Consider the following 15,720-nt stretch of genomic DNA (forward strand, 5'->3'; position numbering starts at 1 on the left):
GGGAAGGTGAATTCGGTGTTTAACAAAGGTTGGCTACGCAATGCCAAGGTGGCGTCCGCCATCGGGTTCTTGATCCTGATCGCCCTGATCTGGTGGCTAGGGCCCTGGCTGGGGCTCAAGTCGCTGGAAGCGCGCTTGGGATGGATCGTCGTGGTGATGATCGTATGGGTGCTGGCCTTGCTGATCGGCCAGGTGCTGGCGCGCCGCGCCGGCGGCTTGCTGGAGGGGATGCTGCGGCGCCAGGCGGACGAGGCGGTGATCAACGCCAGCGCTGACAAGCGCGCCGAGGTCACCCTGCTGCGCCAGCGCATGCTGGGCGCGATCGACACCCTGAAGAAATCCAATATCGGCACCGCGCGCGGCAGCGCGGCGCTGTACGAGTTGCCTTGGTACATGATCATCGGGCATCCGGCGGCGGGCAAAAGTTCCGCCATTCTGCAATCCGGCCTGAGCTTCCCCTTCAGCGACAAGAGCGGCATCCAGGGCGTGGGCGGCACCCGCAACTGCGACTGGTTCTTCTCCACCGAGGGCGTGCTGCTGGACACCGCAGGCCGCTATGCCACCGAGAGCGAAGACCGCGGCGAATGGCTGGCCTTCCTCAAGCTGCTCAAGCAATACCGTTCCAAGGCGCCGGTCAACGGCATCATGGTGGCGATCAGCCTGCCGGAGCTGGCGCAGCACAATAGCGAGGGCTTCGTCCTGTACGCCCGCCAGGTGCGCGAGCGCATCCACGAGGTGTGCAACACCTTTGGCCTGATGGTGCCCATCTACCTGGTGTTCACCAAGCTTGATCTGCTGGGTGGTTTTGCCCAGTTCTTCAACGAGGCTGGCGAAGAGGCGCGCTCCCGCGTCTGGGGCGCCACGCTGTCGGCTGACCAGGGCACCGGTTTCGACGCCTCCGCCGTGGTGTCGCAGCAGTTCGATCAGCTGTACCGCGGCCTGGTGCAGGCCGGCGAGGAAAAGCTGTCGCAGGCGCGCGGCGATGCGGTGAAGTCGGCCCACTTCGCCTTCCCGATCGAATTCCACGGGCTGCAGGAGGCGGTGGTCAAATTCGTCCGCCTGTTGTTCGAGGAGGACCCTTACCATTCCCGCCCCTTGCTGCGCGGCTTCTATTTCACCAGCGCTTTGCAGGAAGGCGTGCCGCGCATCGTCACCGCCGGCCGCGTTCAGGGCCAGTTCGACCTGGCCGCCGGCTCGCTGGACAAGCATCAGGCGCCGGCTTCGTACAGCTACTTCCTGCGCGGCCTGTTCCGCGAAGTGCTGTTCCCCGACCAGCACCTGATCTTCCAGCAGACCAAGCCCAGCGGCAGCCGCTGGCGCCTAGCCGGCATGATAGCCGGCGTAGCGAGCCTGGCTGCGGTGGCTGGCCTGTGGACCTGGTCCTTCGTCGGCAACCAGCAGCTGATCGCCCAGGTCAACACCGAATGCGCGCAGGCGCAGAAGCTGGCCGCATCCGGCCAGTTGTACGACCGCCTGAACGGCCTGTTGATCCTGCAGCGCCGCCTCGAGGAGTTGCAGAACTACCGCCGCAACGGCGAGCCGTGGCAAATCGGCATGGGCCTGTATCAGGGCGGCGAACTGGAGCGCAATCTGCGCAAGGCCTACTTCGCTGGCCTGAAGGACGTGATGCTGCGCCCGGTGCAGAAAAACCTGGAAACCACGCTGGCCTCGCTCAAGCCCGGCGCGCCGCAGCCGGTTGCGGTCAGCGAACCGCCGAAGCCGCAGCCCAAGCCTGAACCCAAACCCGAAGCCAAGCCGCAGCCGGCCAAGCCGATCAAACAGTACAAGCCGCGGCCCAAGCCGCACGGCGGCCTGCCCAACATCAATCTGAGCGCGCTGGAGCTGCCGCAGCGCGCCACCACCGCCAAGCTGGACGCCTCTGCGCCGGCCATCGGCGGCGAATCCGCCGGCAAACCGCAGAACCCGCAGCAGCTGGATGTCGGCTACAACGCGCTGAAAACTTACCTGATGCTGCACGATCAGCGCCGGATGGAAGAGGCGCAGCTGGCCGACCAGCTGCCGCGCTATTGGCGGCCGTGGCTGGAAAGCCAGCGCGGCGAGTATCCGGTCAACGAGGTGATGGGCCAGGCTGAGAAGCTGGTGGCATTCTACGTCAGCCAGATCAAGGAGTCTGACCTGCCGCTGATCGACAACGACGTCAAGGTGGTGGCCGATGCCCGCGACGTGCTGCGCGGCTCATTCAAGCGGCTGTCGGCGCAGGAGCGCGTGTTCAGCGAGATCAAGGCGCGCGCCAATACCCGTTTCGCGCCGTTGACGGTGGCCCGCATCCTGGACAACCGCGACATGGACATCATGGCCAGCAGCCAGATGGTGGAGGGCGCCTATACCCGCGAAGCGTGGAACAACTACGTGCGCGGCGCCATCGACGAGGCCAGCCGCGGCGAAATCCGCAGCGACGACTGGGTGCTGGCTTCCAGCACCCAGGACAATCTGGGCAAGGATGGCGACGTGGAGAAGAACCGCGCCGCGCTGGAGGCGCTGTACCGCTCCCAGTACATCGCCGCCTGGCACAAGTTCCTGCAAGGTGTGGTGGTGCGCGACATCACCAATCCGGCGCAGTCCGCTTCCGCTATGACCCGCTTGGCCGACAAGCAGAATTCGCCGATCAGGCTGATCCTGGCGCGCGCCGCGCAGGAAACCGCCTGGGACAATCCGTCCGAGCTGAACCGCTCGCTGGAGACCGCCAAGCGCTCGGTGCTGGAGAAAACCACCGAGCTGTTCAAGGGCGGCGACGGTGCCACCGATGCCAAGAGCGAAAAGCAGTTCGGCGTAGTGGGCGCGCAGTTCGCCGGCGTGGCCGCCCTGGTGAAGGGCGACAATCCGCCGATCAACGGCTACCTGGACCAGTTGGCCAAGCTGAAAGTAAAGATGGCGGCCATCGCCACCACCGACGAGCCAGGCCCGCAGGCGCGCGCCGCGCTGCAGTCCACGTTGAACGGTTCCGGCTCCGAGCTGGGCGACACCCTGTCCTACGTCGATAACACACTGCTCAACGGCGCCAGCGCCGACACCATCGAAATGGTGCGTCCGATGCTGGTGCGTCCGCTGTCGCAGTCGTACACAGCACTGCTGGGCCCGGTGGCGCAGGACATCAACCAGGCCTGGGCCAATGAAGTGCTGCCGCAGTGGAAGCAGTTGGCCGGCAAATACCCATTCAGCGACTCCAGCAGCAGCGCTTCGGTGGCGGACATCAACCGCTTCGTCAAGGCCAATGACGGCACGCTGGACAAGTTCGTCAACAAATACCTGAACGGCCTGGTGCAGAAGAAGGGCGACGCCCTGGTGCCGCGCGCCTGGGGCAACCAGGGTGTGCGCTTCAATCCGGAGTTCCTCAACGGCGTCGGCCGGCTGATGGCGCTGGCCAGCAGCCAGCTGCAGGATGGCGAAAACAGCCGCTTCGAACTGCAGCCGCTGCCGACGCCCGGCCTGTCCGAAACCGTGCTGACGATAGACGGCCAGGAGCTGCGCTACCGCAACGGTCCGCAGCCGTGGCAGCCGTTCAACTGGCCAGGCAGCGGCGGCGGCGAAGGCGCGCGCATCCAGGTGGTGAACTACGCCGGCGCCAGCACTGTGGTGGGCAACCAGCAGGGCCGCATGGGCCTGATGCGCCTGTTGTCCAGCGCCAAGGTCGGCGACGGTGCGGACGGCTCCTCCCAGTTGAGCTGGACCCTGCCCAAGGGCAGCGGCGCCGAGGCGCAGACGGTACGTTTCAATTTCCGCATGCTGGGCGGCGTCAATCCGCTGCAGTTGAACCGGCTTTACAAACTGACGTTGCCTGAACGCGTGACGTTGTAATTGGAGATGAGCGGCATGGCGTTCAATTTCAAGCGCACCCTGGAGGTGCCACCGCAGTTCTGCATTTTCGGCAAATTGCCGCGGCGGGCGGATTTCGTGCGGGTCAATGCCACCCATCCGGCGGCCATGCAGCTGGACCAGTTGCTGGCGCAAAGCCTGCAGCGGATGGCGTTCGACGAGGGTGCCACCCGCCGCTACCTGGCGATGCCGGCCACTTCGTTCGTGTTGCAAAGCCGCGACCAGAACTGGCTGTCGCTGGGCGTGATCCAGCCCAGCCGCGACGAGGGCGGCCGCAGCTATCCGCTGGTGGCGGCGTCGCTGGTGGCGATAGACAACGCGCTGCCGCCGACCGCCATCCTGCTGCTGGCCAATGAGCTGTTCTTCACCGGCTTGAAGGATCAACTGGCCAACGCCATCGACAATTCGGTGGAAATGCTGGCCTGCAAGCAGTTTCTGGAGGAGCAGCTGCGCTTCGGCGCCTCGTCGGTGGCCGACATCGACCTGGCGCAGCAGCTGTTGGAAAAACACCTGGCAGTGACGCCGGCATCGGCGTTGGCGAACGGCCTGCGCGAAATGGGCGACGGCGATCTGGAGTCGGTGCTACTGGCTTTCGTGTTCCACCACCGCCTGCTGCGCAAGTTCCGCGACAGCCTGCCGGTGCAGGCCTACTTCCTGCCGCTGCCGGCGGTCGAGGGCGAGAACGTGCTGGCCGCCGTCACCTGGCTGGCGCTGTACCACGCCGCCACTTTCGACAATGGCGACGCGCAGGAGCAATGCCTGATCCTGCGCCGGCCGGAAGGCCATTTCCTGGTGCTGCTGCCGGCCGGCCTGAACGAGCAGATCGCCAGCCAATGCTGGGGCGCGCCGCTGGACGCCAAGTTCGTCGTTGACATCAACGACGCCAAGGCGCCGTGGCGCAGCCATCAGGCCTATGCCGAGGCGGCCTATGTGCTGGGCCGGCAACTGAACGATCCGGGCCTGTCTTTGGCACAGCTGCGGACTGTTTTAACCAGTCTTTCGCGCAATATCGCGTAGTCATTTTTGAACCTTTTGAACATCTAGAGAAAAGCCATGGGTAAAGAAAGCACTCAGAAAAAACTGTCGAGGGTACGTCCGCCGCGCGTGCAGATCACCTACGACGTGGAGATTGGCGACGCGATCGAAACCAAGGAACTGCCCTTCGTGCTGGGCGTGCTGGGCGACTACTCCGGCCACAGCAAGGAGCCGCTGCCGAAGATGAAGGAGCGCAAATTCGTCCAGATCGACCGCGACAACTTCGACGAAGTGCTGAAAGGCATGGCGCCGCGACTGGCGATGAAAGTCGACAACGCGCTGAAGGACGACGGCAGCCAGCTGTCGGTGGAGCTGAATTTTGAAAGTCTGGCCGATTTCGAACCGCAGAACGTGGTGCGCCAGATCGATCCGCTGAACCAGTTGCTGGAAGCGCGCACCCGTCTGGCCGACCTGCGCAACAAGCTGGCCGGCAACGACAAGCTGGAAGAGCTGCTGGACGAAGTGGTGCGCGACACCGAAAAACTGCGCCAGATCGGCGAGCGCGGCGGCAAGCAGGAAGGAGGCGAACAGTGAGCGCGGAACTGCAACAACAGGCGGCCCCGGCTGCGGCGGTGGGCGGCAGCCTGCTCGACAGCATCATCGAGCAAAGCCGCATCGCCACCAACGACAGCGAAAAAAGCCACACCCGCGATCTGATCGGCGAACTGGTGGACCAGGTGCTGAAAGGCAGCGTGACGGTATCGCGCGACCTGTCCGCCAGCATCGACGCCCGCATCGCCGAGATCGACCAACTGATCTCGGACCAACTGAACAATGTGATGCACCACGGCGACTTCCAGAAGCTGGAAGCGTCCTGGCGCGGCCTGAAGTACCTGGTGATGGAGTCGGAAACCAGCACCCAGCTGAAGATCAAGGTGCTCAACGCGTCAAAGAAGGATCTGGTCAAGGACTTCAAGGCCGCGGCCGAATTCGACCAGAGCGCGCTGTTCAAGAAGATCTACGAGGAAGAGTACGGCACCTTCGGCGGCGCGCCTTACGCCGCGCTGGTGGGCGACTACGAATTCACCCGCCATCCGGAAGACTTCTATCTGATGGACGAGCTGTCGCACGTGGCCGCCTCCGCCCACGCGCCGCTGATCACCGCCGCCGCGCCCGGCCTGTTCGGCCTGGAGACCTTCGCCGACATCGGCAAGCCGCGCGATCTGGCCAAGATCTTCGACACCGTCGAATACGCCAAGTGGAAGTCGTTCCGCGAGTCGGAAGACTCCCGCTACGTCGGCCTGGTGCTGCCGCACGTGCTGGGCCGCCTGCCCTATGGCCGCGACAACGTGCCGGTGGAGGATTTCGACTTCGAGGAAAACGTCGACGGCAGCAACCACGACAAATACCTGTGGACCAACGCCGCCTACGCCTACGCTGCGCGCCTGACCGACGCCTTCGCCCAGTACGGCTGGCTGGCGGCCATCCGCGGCGTCGAGGGCGGCGGTCTGGTGGAAGGCCTGCCGGCCCACACCTTCAAGACCGACGACGGCGAAGTGGCGCTGAAGTGCCCCACCGAAGTGGCGATCACCGACCGCACCGAAAAGCTGCTGTCCGACCTGGGTCTGATCTCGCTGGTGCACTGCAAGAACACCGACTACGCGGCCTTCTTCGGCGGCCAGTCGGTGCAGAAGGCCAAAACCTACAACACCGATTCGGCCAACGCCAACGCGCGCCTGTCCACCCAGCTGCCCTACATCTTCGCGGTATCCCGCATCGCGCATTACATGAAGTCCATCATGCGCGACAAGATCGGCAGTTTCGCCTCGCGCCAGAACGTGCAGGACTACCTGAACACCTGGCTGGCCCAGTACGTGCTGCTGGACGATTCCGCCAGCCAGGAGGCCAAGGCCAAGTATCCGCTGCGCGAAGCGCGCGTGGACGTGGTGGAAGTGCCGGGCAAGCCCGGGGTCTACCGCGCCGCCGCTTTCCTGCGTCCGCACTTCCAGCTGGATGAACTGACCATTTCATTGCGTCTGGTAGCCGAGTTGCCGCAACCGGCGGGCTGACGCTTTGCTAGCTAGGGGGTGAAATCCCCCCATTTTTCGACCCTTCGTAAGGAGAAGTACTAATGGCTTTTGATGCATTCCTGAAAATTGATGGCATTCCTGGTGAGAGCGGCGACGACAAGCACAAAGACTGGATCGAAATCCAGTCGTTCGCACACAAGCTGGAACAGCCGGCCCAGGCTTCGGCCAGCACCGCCGGCGGCGCAACCGCCGAGCGCGTGAACCACGCGGTGTACGAAATCACCCACTTCCTGGACAAAGCCAGCCCAAAGATCTATGAGGCTTGCTGCACTGGCAAGCACATCAAGGACATCACCATCGAGCTGTGCCGCGCCGGCGGCGACAAGGTGAAGTACATGGAGATCAAGATGGAGCAAGTCCTGATCGCCAAGGTTGAGCCGCAAGGTTCCGCCACCGATTCCGGCTTCCCGTCGGAAAAGGTGAGCTTCAGCTACGGCAAGATCAAGTGGACCTACACCCAGCAGAAGCGCGCCGACGGCGCCGGTGGCGGCAACGTCAGCGCCGGTTGGGACCTGACCGCGAACAAAGTTATCGCCTGATTCCGCCTGCGGAATGTGAACCCGCCCGGACCTGGGCGGGTTTTAAGTCTTTTATTGTCACTTGGGGAAGTGTAGCTATGAAACGTTTGTTGATTACCGTGGCTGTCGCCGTGCTGTGTAGTGCTTGCCAGACGGTGCCCACAGCGGCTCAACAGGCCGAAAAACAGGCTGCTGCCGCCGCCGAGCAGGCCAAGTCCGAAATAGCCAAGGCCGCTGCCGCCAACTACGCCGCCGACTCCACGCTGATCCCGTTCGAAAAGATGAACGGCAAGCTGACCCCGGTGGGCGAAGCCCAATTGGATCTGCTGCTGCCCGATCTGAAAACCGCCAAGTCCATCATCATCCGCGGCCACTGCTACCGCAATGATATCGGCAATGCCAAGGCCGCCGCCCAGGCGCGCGCCGCCGCGGTAAGACAGTACCTGCTGATGGCCGACATCCCGTCCAGCAAGATCACCGTGCGCTTCGACACCGAGCGTCCGCTGCACGGCGTGCGCCTGCTGGTGAGCAACTGATCGCGGCGGATCCGCATTGAAGCCGCACCGCTGTTATCGCCCCATCAGCCTGGCAAGCGATAGCCGGCGCGGCCGCAATTTTCAGCCTTATCACTATCGATTCAAACAAGAATATCCATGGACCTCCTCGCCAGCTTCGCCTCCGCCTTCAGCCAGGACCACCGCCTGCTCACCCTCGGCCTGGGCGACGGCCACATCGCGGCCGAGCAGTTGCTGCCGCAAAGCCTGGACGGCGAGGAAGGGGTGTCCAAACCGTACCGCTTCACCCTGACCTGCCTGTCGCCCGATGGCGCCATCGAACTCAAGACCCTGCTCGGCCAGCCGGCCCGCATCGGCATCGCCGACGCCCAGGGCGTGGAGACGGTGCGCTGCGGCGTGGTCTCGCAAGCGCGGCTGCTAGGCTCGGACGGCGGTTTCGCCAAGTATGGCCTCACGGTGGAGCCGCCGTTCGCGCTGCTGCGCCACCGCCGCACTTCGCGGGTGTTCCAGGACCTGACGGTGCCGGACATCGTCCAGCAGATCCTGCGGGAACACCAGGCCGCCAACCCCGCCTTCGCCCGGGGGCAGGCGCTGCAGATCCAGGCGGGCCCGGCGTCGCCGCGCAGCTACTGCCTGCAATACCGCGAGAGCGACTACGACTTCATCGTCCGCCTGCTGCACGAGGAAGGCTACGCCTGGCGCTTCGAGCATATCGACGGCGACAGTCCCCAGGTCAAGCTGGTGGTGTTCGACGACGCCTACAGCCTGCCGCCCGCCCCGCTCGAACGCGTGCGCTTCCACCGCAGTGACGCCACCGAAGAGGAGGACGGCCTCACCGGCTGGAACAGCAGCCGCCAGATTGTGCCCGGCCAGGTGGCGCTGGCCAGCTTCGACTACCAGCCGGTGTCCACCCGGCACACCGGCGACAGCAGCCAGATCGACCAGGGCCAGGGCGGCGGCGCGCTGCAATCCAGCCTGCAGGACTACGACGCCCAGGGCCTGTATTACGCCGGCGACGCCGACCAGCTGTCCCGCTACGCCCAGCTGCGCCAGCAGGCGCACGATCTGCAGGCCAAACAATTCGAAGGCGCAGGCTCGGTCCGCGGCCTGACCGCCGGCCAGTGGTTCCGCCTTGACGACCACCCGGCGCACCAGGCCGACAGCGCCGAACAGCGCGAATTCGTGGTCACCGGCCAGACCTTGCGCGCCCAGAACAACCTGCCGGCCGACCTCACCCGCCAGTTGAACCAGGCCGCGCCCGGGCTGCTGGCCCTGGGGCTGGAGAGCGACGCCGCCGTGACCGCCGGCGCCCAGGCCGCGCCGTTCGCCACCACGCTCCAGGCCCAGCGCCGAGGCATCCCGCTGACGCCGGCCTACGCCCACACCGCGCAGGCCAAGCCGACCAGCCTGGGCGTGCAGACCGCCACCGTGGTCGGTCCGCCGGGCGAAGACGTCCACACCGACCAACAGGGCCGCATCAAGGTGCAGTTCCACTGGCAGCGGCCGGACGAACACCCGACCATCGGCGCCGGACTCGACGACAAGTCGTCATGCTGGCTGCGCGTCGCCATGCCCAGCGCCGGCGCCGGCTGGGGGCACCAGTTCATCCCGCGCATTGGTCAGGAAGTGCTGGTCGACTTCATCGAAGGCGACATCGACCGGCCGGTGATCACCGGCGTGCTGTACAACGGCAGCCACCCGACGCCCGACTTCAGCGGCGCCGGCTCGCTCCCCGCCAACAAGACGCTGTCCGGCATCAAGAGCAAAGAACACCAGGGCGGCGGCTACAACGAGCTGCTGTTCGACGATACCCCCGGCGAAGTGCGCGCCAAACTCAGTTCCGAATCCGGCAAGACCCAACTGAACCAGGGCTTCCTGACCCAGCCGCGCAGCAACGGCAAGGCGACGCCACGCGGCGAAGGCTTCGAGCTCAGAACCGACCAGCACGGCGCCATCCGCGCCGCCCACGGTCTGCTCTTGTCCACCGAAGCGCAGAACGGCGCTGGGGGCAAACAGCTGGCGCGCGAGCACGCCCAGAGCCAGCTCGACGCCGCCCTCTCCCTCAGCCAGGCGCTGGCCGAAACCGCCACTGGCCAGCTGGCGGATACGATGGAAACCGGCCCCGACGCCATCGGCCCGGACAACGCCAAAGCCGGCAAAAAACCGGACGGCCACCTGCAGCACCACGTCGACGCGCTGAAGGCCTGGGAAGCGGGATCGAACACCGACAAAGACGGCAAAACGGCGAAAGAGCAAGCCGGCCGGCAGCCGCTGCTGGTGCTGTCCGGCCCGGCCGGCATCGCCTCCCTGACCGAGCAAAGCCAGACGCTATTCGCCGGCAGCAACCTGAACCTCGTCGCCCAGCGCGATGCCAACCACACGACGGGGCGACGCTGGCTGCACAACGTCGGCCAGCACATCAGCCTGTTCGTGGCCGGGGTGAAAGACAAGGTGGCGCTGAAGCTGATCGCGGCCAAGGGCAAGGTGCAGATCCAGGCGCAGAGCGACGCGATGGAGATCACGGCGGATCAGGATGTCGCCATCACCTCGGTCAAACAGAAAATCCACTTCAACGCCAAGAAGGAAATCCTGCTGACCAGCGGCGGCGCTTACGTGCGCATCAAGGACGGCAAGATCGAGCTGCACGCGCCGGGCACCGTCAGCTTCAAGGGGGCCAGCCATGATTGGAGCGGGCCGGCGAGCATGAACCTGCCGTTCCCGCAGTTTCCCAAGGAGGTGTGCGTAGAGTGCCTGCTGCGTAGCGCCAAAGCCGGTTCTGCTTTCAGCAAGGTGCAATGATGAAGCTGATCCATTCTTTTGATACCGAGGCGCTGGCAACCCTGTTGCAGCAAGACGCGTCGTTAAGCGAGAACTTGCAGCAATATTTGCTGTTTGATGGCGCGCTCAATCCTGGCTTGCTCAAACATATTCGTCTTAGCGGCATGCCATGGCTCAGCGTGTTTACCCAAAGCGATGATGGCGATGAACAGTTGATGTCCGCGTCGCCGTTATTGGTGCAGTGGGAAGAACTGCGGTACGCGCAGATACAGCGTTTTCTGATGCAGTGTGATGGCATGCCTATGGTCAGCGTGTGGCGCACCCCGGAAAGCTTGCCCGAGTTGGCGGCGCGTTTGCTGCCGTGGTGTGTGGTGAAGGCGGATGACCAGCATTTCAACCTGCGCTTTCCAGATACCCGCCGCCTGGTAGACATCGTGGGCGTGCTGGATGATGAACAGCGCGGTCAGTTTTTTGGCCCGGCGGTCTTGTGTGTCGTTCCCACGCGTTTCGGCGCTTGGGAAACCTTGGCCATGCCGCGAGAGGCGCTGCCTCTGGCAGAGAAGGCGGTATTGAATGCCGAGCAAACCCTGGCATTGATTCGCGCAGGGGAGGCGGATGAAACGCTGTATCACATGCAATTCCATCGCGCGATACGGCCTGAGGTGCTGGCGGATTGCCATCCTGCTGTCGAGCAAGCCTTGTCGCAGGCCGACAAGAATGGCGTGGATGCGCCGGATGAACGTTATCAATGTTGTCTGGATGCGTTGCGGGATCCCGCAGCGTTCAATTTGAGGGGATAGGGCATGTTGGGTCGAATCGGCAAGTGTTTGGCTTTGGTGTTGGCGTTGCTGCCGCTGTCTGCCATGGCGGATGAGTTTGTTGGGGATTATGTGCTGCAGCCCTCGGGCGAGATGCAGCAGATTTATGGCGATGACGGCAAACCGGCGCGCTTGGTGACCGTGGAAAAGCGCGATGGCGGTTATTGGTTGAATGTTAAAGGCCTGATGGGCAGCGGAGAGCCGCAAAAGGCGGAGCTGCAAAAGGATGGCAAATACCTGGCGCAGTGGCTGGGCTGGACGCCAGATGCTGATGCGCCGGCCATCCGCTCCACCGCACTGGTGGGCGACCGGATCGCGCTGTTCCATATCGCCAAGGGCACCGAACTGCAAAGCGCCAATGGGCGCAGCCACGTGATGCGCACGGATTACTTGCTGGTAATGCCGGGCATGGATCTGGCGCTGGAGCGTGTGCCGGCAGACCAATGAGCCTGACGCAAGCGAGGTGTTGCCGCTGGATGGTTCCCTCGCTGGCTTGCCTAATGCTTAGCGCCTGCGCCGGCATGGGCGGCCAGCTGGGCGCGTCGATGACGGTGGTGAATTACAGCGGCAAGGGCTACGACTGGGTGGCGGTGGCGCAGCCGCAAACGCCCAAGCAGGCGGAAGCGGCGGAAATGATTGGCCCATACGGCGCGGGCGGCATCATGTGCTGCGTCAACCTGCCAGCCCAATGGCAGCCGGGCATGCAATTGATAGTCCAGACCAAGGATGAAACCAAGGCTAAGACCGCTGCGGAATGGGATAAGGAGAGAATTCCATTACAGCTACGCACTGTGGATGTGCCACGTTATGAGGCCAGCGATGTCGGCACGGTATGGGTGCAATTGCTGCCGGACGACAAGGTGGCGTTGGTGGTCAGCCGTTACGACCCCACGAATGCAAATTGGCCGGGTGCGATCAAGGGCTGGCCGAAGCCTTCTCTGGAGTACCGTCGCCAATTATGGGATCAGGAAATGAGACTTTTGACTAAAGATCTTGCTGATTTCCAAGCGCAGATTAAGAAAGATAGTGCGAATCGGGAAAAATACCAAGATGCCATTGATTCTGTTCAGGATCAAATCAATAGATTGGGAGGGCGGCCGTGACGAAGCTCTGTGGTGATATACCAATCACAAGCCATGATCCGAGCCAATATGAAGTTTTTTTTGATAGTTCGGATCGGGCGGCAATAAGAAAATATGAGCAGAGGGAACTTCCCCCAATAGGCAACCCAAACGCCAGCTGCGATTTTAATCTGTTTTTCGGTTTTTTCTTCGACGGCACGCGCAATAACTATAACCTCTGCACCGAAAACGAGGGGTTTTCCAATGTGGCGCGCTTGTACGACACTTACCCAGGTAAGGCTGTGCCGGGGTGGTCAAAGAAGCACTGCCTCTGGACGGGAGTGAGGATTATCCCCACTTTTTCAAAGTGTATATTCCGGGTGTAGGCACGCCGTTTCCGCAAGTCAATGATCGCGGAGGCAGCAGGCTAGATTTGAAAAACAGGAGACTCAGGTGGGTATCGTGATGAAAAGAATGGTCTGGCTACTGTTGTGTTGCACGGCGCTGAGCGCTTGCGCCGGTATGGGTGGCCAGTTGGGCGCGTCGATGACGGTGGTGAATTACAGCGGCAAGGGCTACGACTGGGTGGCGGTGGCGCAGCCGCAAACGCCCAAGCAGGCGGAAGCGGCGGAAATGATTGGCCCATACGGTGCGGGCGGCATCATGTGCTGCGTCAATCTGCCGGCCAAATGGCAGCCAGGCATGCAATTGATAGTCCAGACCAAGGATGAAACCAAGGCCAAGACCGCTGCGGAATGGGATAAGGAGAGAATTCCATTGCAGCTACGCACTGTGGATGTGCCACGTTATGAGGCCAGCGATGTCGGTACGGTGTGGGTGCAGTTGCTGCCGGACGACAAGGTGGCGCTGGTGGTCAGCCGTTACGATCCATCGAATGCGAATTGGCCGGGTGCGATCAAGGGCTGGCCGAAGCCTTCTTTAGAGTATAAAAGGAAAATCTGGGCAGAAGATTTGAAAAGAGAAACAGAATTATTAAAAGTTATGCAGCAGGCTATACAGGATCCGAAGGTGAGTAATAAGGATAGGCCTGCTATGCAAGAAACAATAAATGATATTAAGATAAATATTGATAAGCTTGAGAGGGCATTGAAATGACAGCGCTAGCAAGCTTATATGATACTTCGTGGTCGGATCCTACAAATGCCGCGAAATTTTTTGATCCAGTAAAAGATATTCCAAAGTTAAGGCAGTTCGAAAAGCGGGAACTTCCCCCAGTAGGTAACCCAAACGCCAGCTGCGATTTCAATCTGTTTTTCGGTTTTTTCTTCGATGGCACACGCAATAACTATAACCTGTGCACCGAAAACGAGGGGTTTTCCAATGTGGCGCGCTTGTACGATATTTACCCAGGTCAGGCTGTGCCGGGGGTGGTCAAAGAAGAACTGCCTTTGGACGGGAATGAAGATTATCCGCACTTCTTCAAAGTGTATATTCCGGGCGTAGGCACGCCGTTTCCGCAAGTCAATGACAGCGGAAAGGGCATGGATGCCACCTTTGGCGCCGCCTCCGCCTTGTTTGGCCATGAGCGCATCGTCTGGGCCTTGATGCAGGCGATCAATAACCTCAACCGCTATTTTGTTGGGCAGGAGCTGCTGGACAAGGGCAAGATCGCTGCACTGAGCAAACAACTGGTGATTACCGGCTGGCACTTGAAGAAAGAGCGCTGGCTGACCGCGCGCGAAATGGAGCAGGGCAAGCAGAGCACCTACGATCTGCTGCGCGCGCAACTGAAGCTGCTGCACGGCTCGATCAAGGATTTCATGCATGCGCCGGGCGAGAAGCCGGCCAATATGTCCAAGGGCAAGGTGGGGAATATCCATCTGTCCGCATTCGGCTTTTCGCGCGGCGCCACCAAGGCGCGCTGCTTCAGCAACTGGATGCAGCGCCTGTGCCAGCTGGATGCGGAATTGACCGACCAGCCGGGGCAGATGACTCTGGGCGGCTTCCCGGTGAAGTTCGACTTTTTGGGCATCTTCGATACCGTGGCATCGGTGGGCCTGGCCTCGTCCACGCTGTTGTTCGACGGCCATGCGGAATGGGCGGACGCGGAGACCTCGCTGCGGGTGCCCATGGGCATGCCCTGTGTGCATCTTGTGGCGGCACATGAAATCCGCCGCAGCTTCCCGCTGGACTCGATCGAAATGGGTGCGGGCGTGCCCCCGGGCGGCGAAGAGATCATGTTTCCCGGCGTGCATTCGGATGTGGGCGGCGGCTATCTGCCCAAGGAGCAGGGGCGTGGCGTGTCCGACAAAGGCAGTGACATGCTATCGCGGATTCCCTTGGCGGTGATGTACCGCAAGGCGCGGCTGGCCGGCGTGCCGCTGAAGGCGGAAAAGGCCAAACCTGCCGCCCAACTGCGCATGCAGGTGGACCCAAAATTGATAGCCGACTTCAACGCCTATCTCGCCACGCTCGGCGTCGAGGCCGGCAAGCCCGCGCCGGAAAAAGCGTATAAGAGCTTGCTGAAGGATTTGTATTTGCCCTACATCGCCTGGCGCTTGAGCTGGGTGGACAAGCAGGACGATGCGTCCTTGCGCGCGCATTTCGACAATCTGCAAAACGCGTCCAACACGGACGTCAACGACTTGCTGGGCGGCAACGTCAGGCTGGCCGAACATCTCAGCTATTACAAGCGTTGGAGCAGTGGCGAGATGGAGCAGATTGGCAAGATGAGAAAGGCTTACTACCCGCCGACGCTTGATCCCAAGGTGGTCAAAGACTGGGCCGAGTTCAAGGACATTTGGCCGGAGCTGGAAAAGGGCGAGCAATCTTCATTGCTGAAACCGGCCGCCAGCCGTCTGTTCCAGTATTACGTGCATGATTCCTATGCCTGGTTCCGGCTAACCGGCAAGGAAGAGCCAGAAATTTTGGCCATGCTGGAGAAAATGTCGCATCAGGACCCAAATACCTTATCGGAAGAGGAAAAAGGTTGGGTCAAGTTATATGTGGAATCTGGCCGCAAACAGGTTCCCAAGGGCGTGACAGGCGGGCAGGAGCCATTCAGCGTAGGCGCCGGTTATCTGCGTTATCGCAAAGTGTATGCCGGGGCAGATAATGTTTTGCTGACCAGACGCGGATTCAATGCATTTGATGCTCAGGTTGCATGAGTT

General features: G+C 62.2%; 12 protein-coding genes. All 12 read left to right on the top strand.

The annotated features are described in order from the left end of the window. Window positions 1–15: 15 nt before the first annotated feature. Window positions 16–3,816 carry a type VI secretion system membrane subunit TssM gene (gene tssM, locus BI347_RS10340; protein ID WP_071116391.1) on the top strand — a complete coding sequence of 1,267 codons (3,801 nt, stop codon included), beginning with the start codon at window positions 16–18 and terminating at the stop codon, window positions 3,814–3,816. Between the two features lie 15 nt (window positions 3,817–3,831). Further along, window positions 3,832–4,851 (top strand): type VI secretion system-associated protein TagF, encoded by a 1,020-nt coding sequence (gene tagF, locus BI347_RS10345; protein ID WP_071115827.1) that lies wholly within the window; start codon window positions 3,832–3,834, stop codon window positions 4,849–4,851. 36 nt (window positions 4,852–4,887) lie between these two features. Continuing rightward, on the top strand, window positions 4,888–5,403 hold the full coding sequence (gene tssB, locus BI347_RS10350; RefSeq protein WP_071115828.1) for a type VI secretion system contractile sheath small subunit: 516 nt from the start codon (window positions 4,888–4,890) through the stop codon (window positions 5,401–5,403). Beyond that, a complete protein-coding gene (tssC, locus tag BI347_RS10355; protein ID WP_071112502.1) occupies window positions 5,400–6,878 on the top strand; it encodes a type VI secretion system contractile sheath large subunit in 1,479 nt (492 codons plus the stop codon). The genes tssB and tssC overlap by 4 nt, the downstream gene beginning before the upstream one ends. Before the next feature lie 62 nt (window positions 6,879–6,940). Continuing rightward, on the top strand, window positions 6,941–7,438 hold the full coding sequence (locus BI347_RS10360; RefSeq protein WP_071112503.1) for an Hcp family type VI secretion system effector: 498 nt from the start codon (window positions 6,941–6,943) through the stop codon (window positions 7,436–7,438). Window positions 7,439–7,515: 77 nt separating this feature from the next. Continuing rightward, window positions 7,516–7,953: an OmpA family protein gene (locus BI347_RS10365; protein ID WP_083338807.1), complete on the top strand. Its 438-nt coding sequence runs from the start codon at window positions 7,516–7,518 to the stop codon at window positions 7,951–7,953. Window positions 7,954–8,070: 117 nt separating this feature from the next. Beyond that, entirely contained in the window at window positions 8,071–10,731 is a 2,661-nt protein-coding gene (locus tag BI347_RS10370) for a type VI secretion system Vgr family protein (protein WP_071115830.1), read from the top strand. After that, window positions 10,728–11,510: a DUF4123 domain-containing protein gene (locus tag BI347_RS10375; RefSeq protein WP_071112506.1), complete on the top strand. Its 783-nt coding sequence runs from the start codon at window positions 10,728–10,730 to the stop codon at window positions 11,508–11,510. Before BI347_RS10370 ends, BI347_RS10375 begins: the two co-directional genes overlap by 4 nt. 3 nt (window positions 11,511–11,513) lie before the next feature. Further along, window positions 11,514–11,975 carry a hypothetical protein gene (locus BI347_RS10380; RefSeq protein ID WP_071112507.1) on the top strand — a complete coding sequence of 154 codons (462 nt, stop codon included), beginning with the start codon at window positions 11,514–11,516 and terminating at the stop codon, window positions 11,973–11,975. Further along, window positions 11,972–12,631: a DUF3304 domain-containing protein gene (locus tag BI347_RS10385; protein WP_083338808.1), complete on the top strand. Its 660-nt coding sequence runs from the start codon at window positions 11,972–11,974 to the stop codon at window positions 12,629–12,631. Before BI347_RS10380 ends, BI347_RS10385 begins: the two co-directional genes overlap by 4 nt. Before the next feature lie 411 nt (window positions 12,632–13,042). Beyond that, complete coding sequence (locus tag BI347_RS10390) at window positions 13,043–13,705, top strand: DUF3304 domain-containing protein (protein ID WP_083338809.1); 663 nt, start codon at window positions 13,043–13,045, stop codon at window positions 13,703–13,705. Further along, window positions 13,702–15,717: a T6SS phospholipase effector Tle1-like catalytic domain-containing protein gene (locus BI347_RS10395; protein ID WP_083338810.1), complete on the top strand. Its 2,016-nt coding sequence runs from the start codon at window positions 13,702–13,704 to the stop codon at window positions 15,715–15,717. The genes BI347_RS10390 and BI347_RS10395 overlap by 4 nt, the downstream gene beginning before the upstream one ends. Window positions 15,718–15,720: the final 3 nt, after the last annotated feature.

This window comes from Chromobacterium sphagni (assembly GCF_001855575.1).
GTDB lineage: Bacteria > Pseudomonadota > Gammaproteobacteria > Burkholderiales > Chromobacteriaceae > Chromobacterium > Chromobacterium sphagni.

Coding starts and splice junctions, on each gene's coding strand:
- BI347_RS10380 (WP_071112507.1), top strand. CDS start 11,514: ATGTTGGGTCGAATCGGCAAGTGTTTGGCTTTGGTGTTGGCGTTGCTG.
- BI347_RS10365 (WP_083338807.1), top strand. CDS start 7,516: ATGAAACGTTTGTTGATTACCGTGGCTGTCGCCGTGCTGTGTAGTGCT.
- tagF (WP_071115827.1), top strand. CDS start 3,832: ATGGCGTTCAATTTCAAGCGCACCCTGGAGGTGCCACCGCAGTTCTGC.
- BI347_RS10370 (WP_071115830.1), top strand. CDS start 8,071: ATGGACCTCCTCGCCAGCTTCGCCTCCGCCTTCAGCCAGGACCACCGC.
- BI347_RS10375 (WP_071112506.1), top strand. CDS start 10,728: ATGATGAAGCTGATCCATTCTTTTGATACCGAGGCGCTGGCAACCCTG.
- BI347_RS10385 (WP_083338808.1), top strand. CDS start 11,972: ATGAGCCTGACGCAAGCGAGGTGTTGCCGCTGGATGGTTCCCTCGCTG.
- BI347_RS10395 (WP_083338810.1), top strand. CDS start 13,702: ATGACAGCGCTAGCAAGCTTATATGATACTTCGTGGTCGGATCCTACA.
- BI347_RS10360 (WP_071112503.1), top strand. CDS start 6,941: ATGGCTTTTGATGCATTCCTGAAAATTGATGGCATTCCTGGTGAGAGC.
- tssB (WP_071115828.1), top strand. CDS start 4,888: ATGGGTAAAGAAAGCACTCAGAAAAAACTGTCGAGGGTACGTCCGCCG.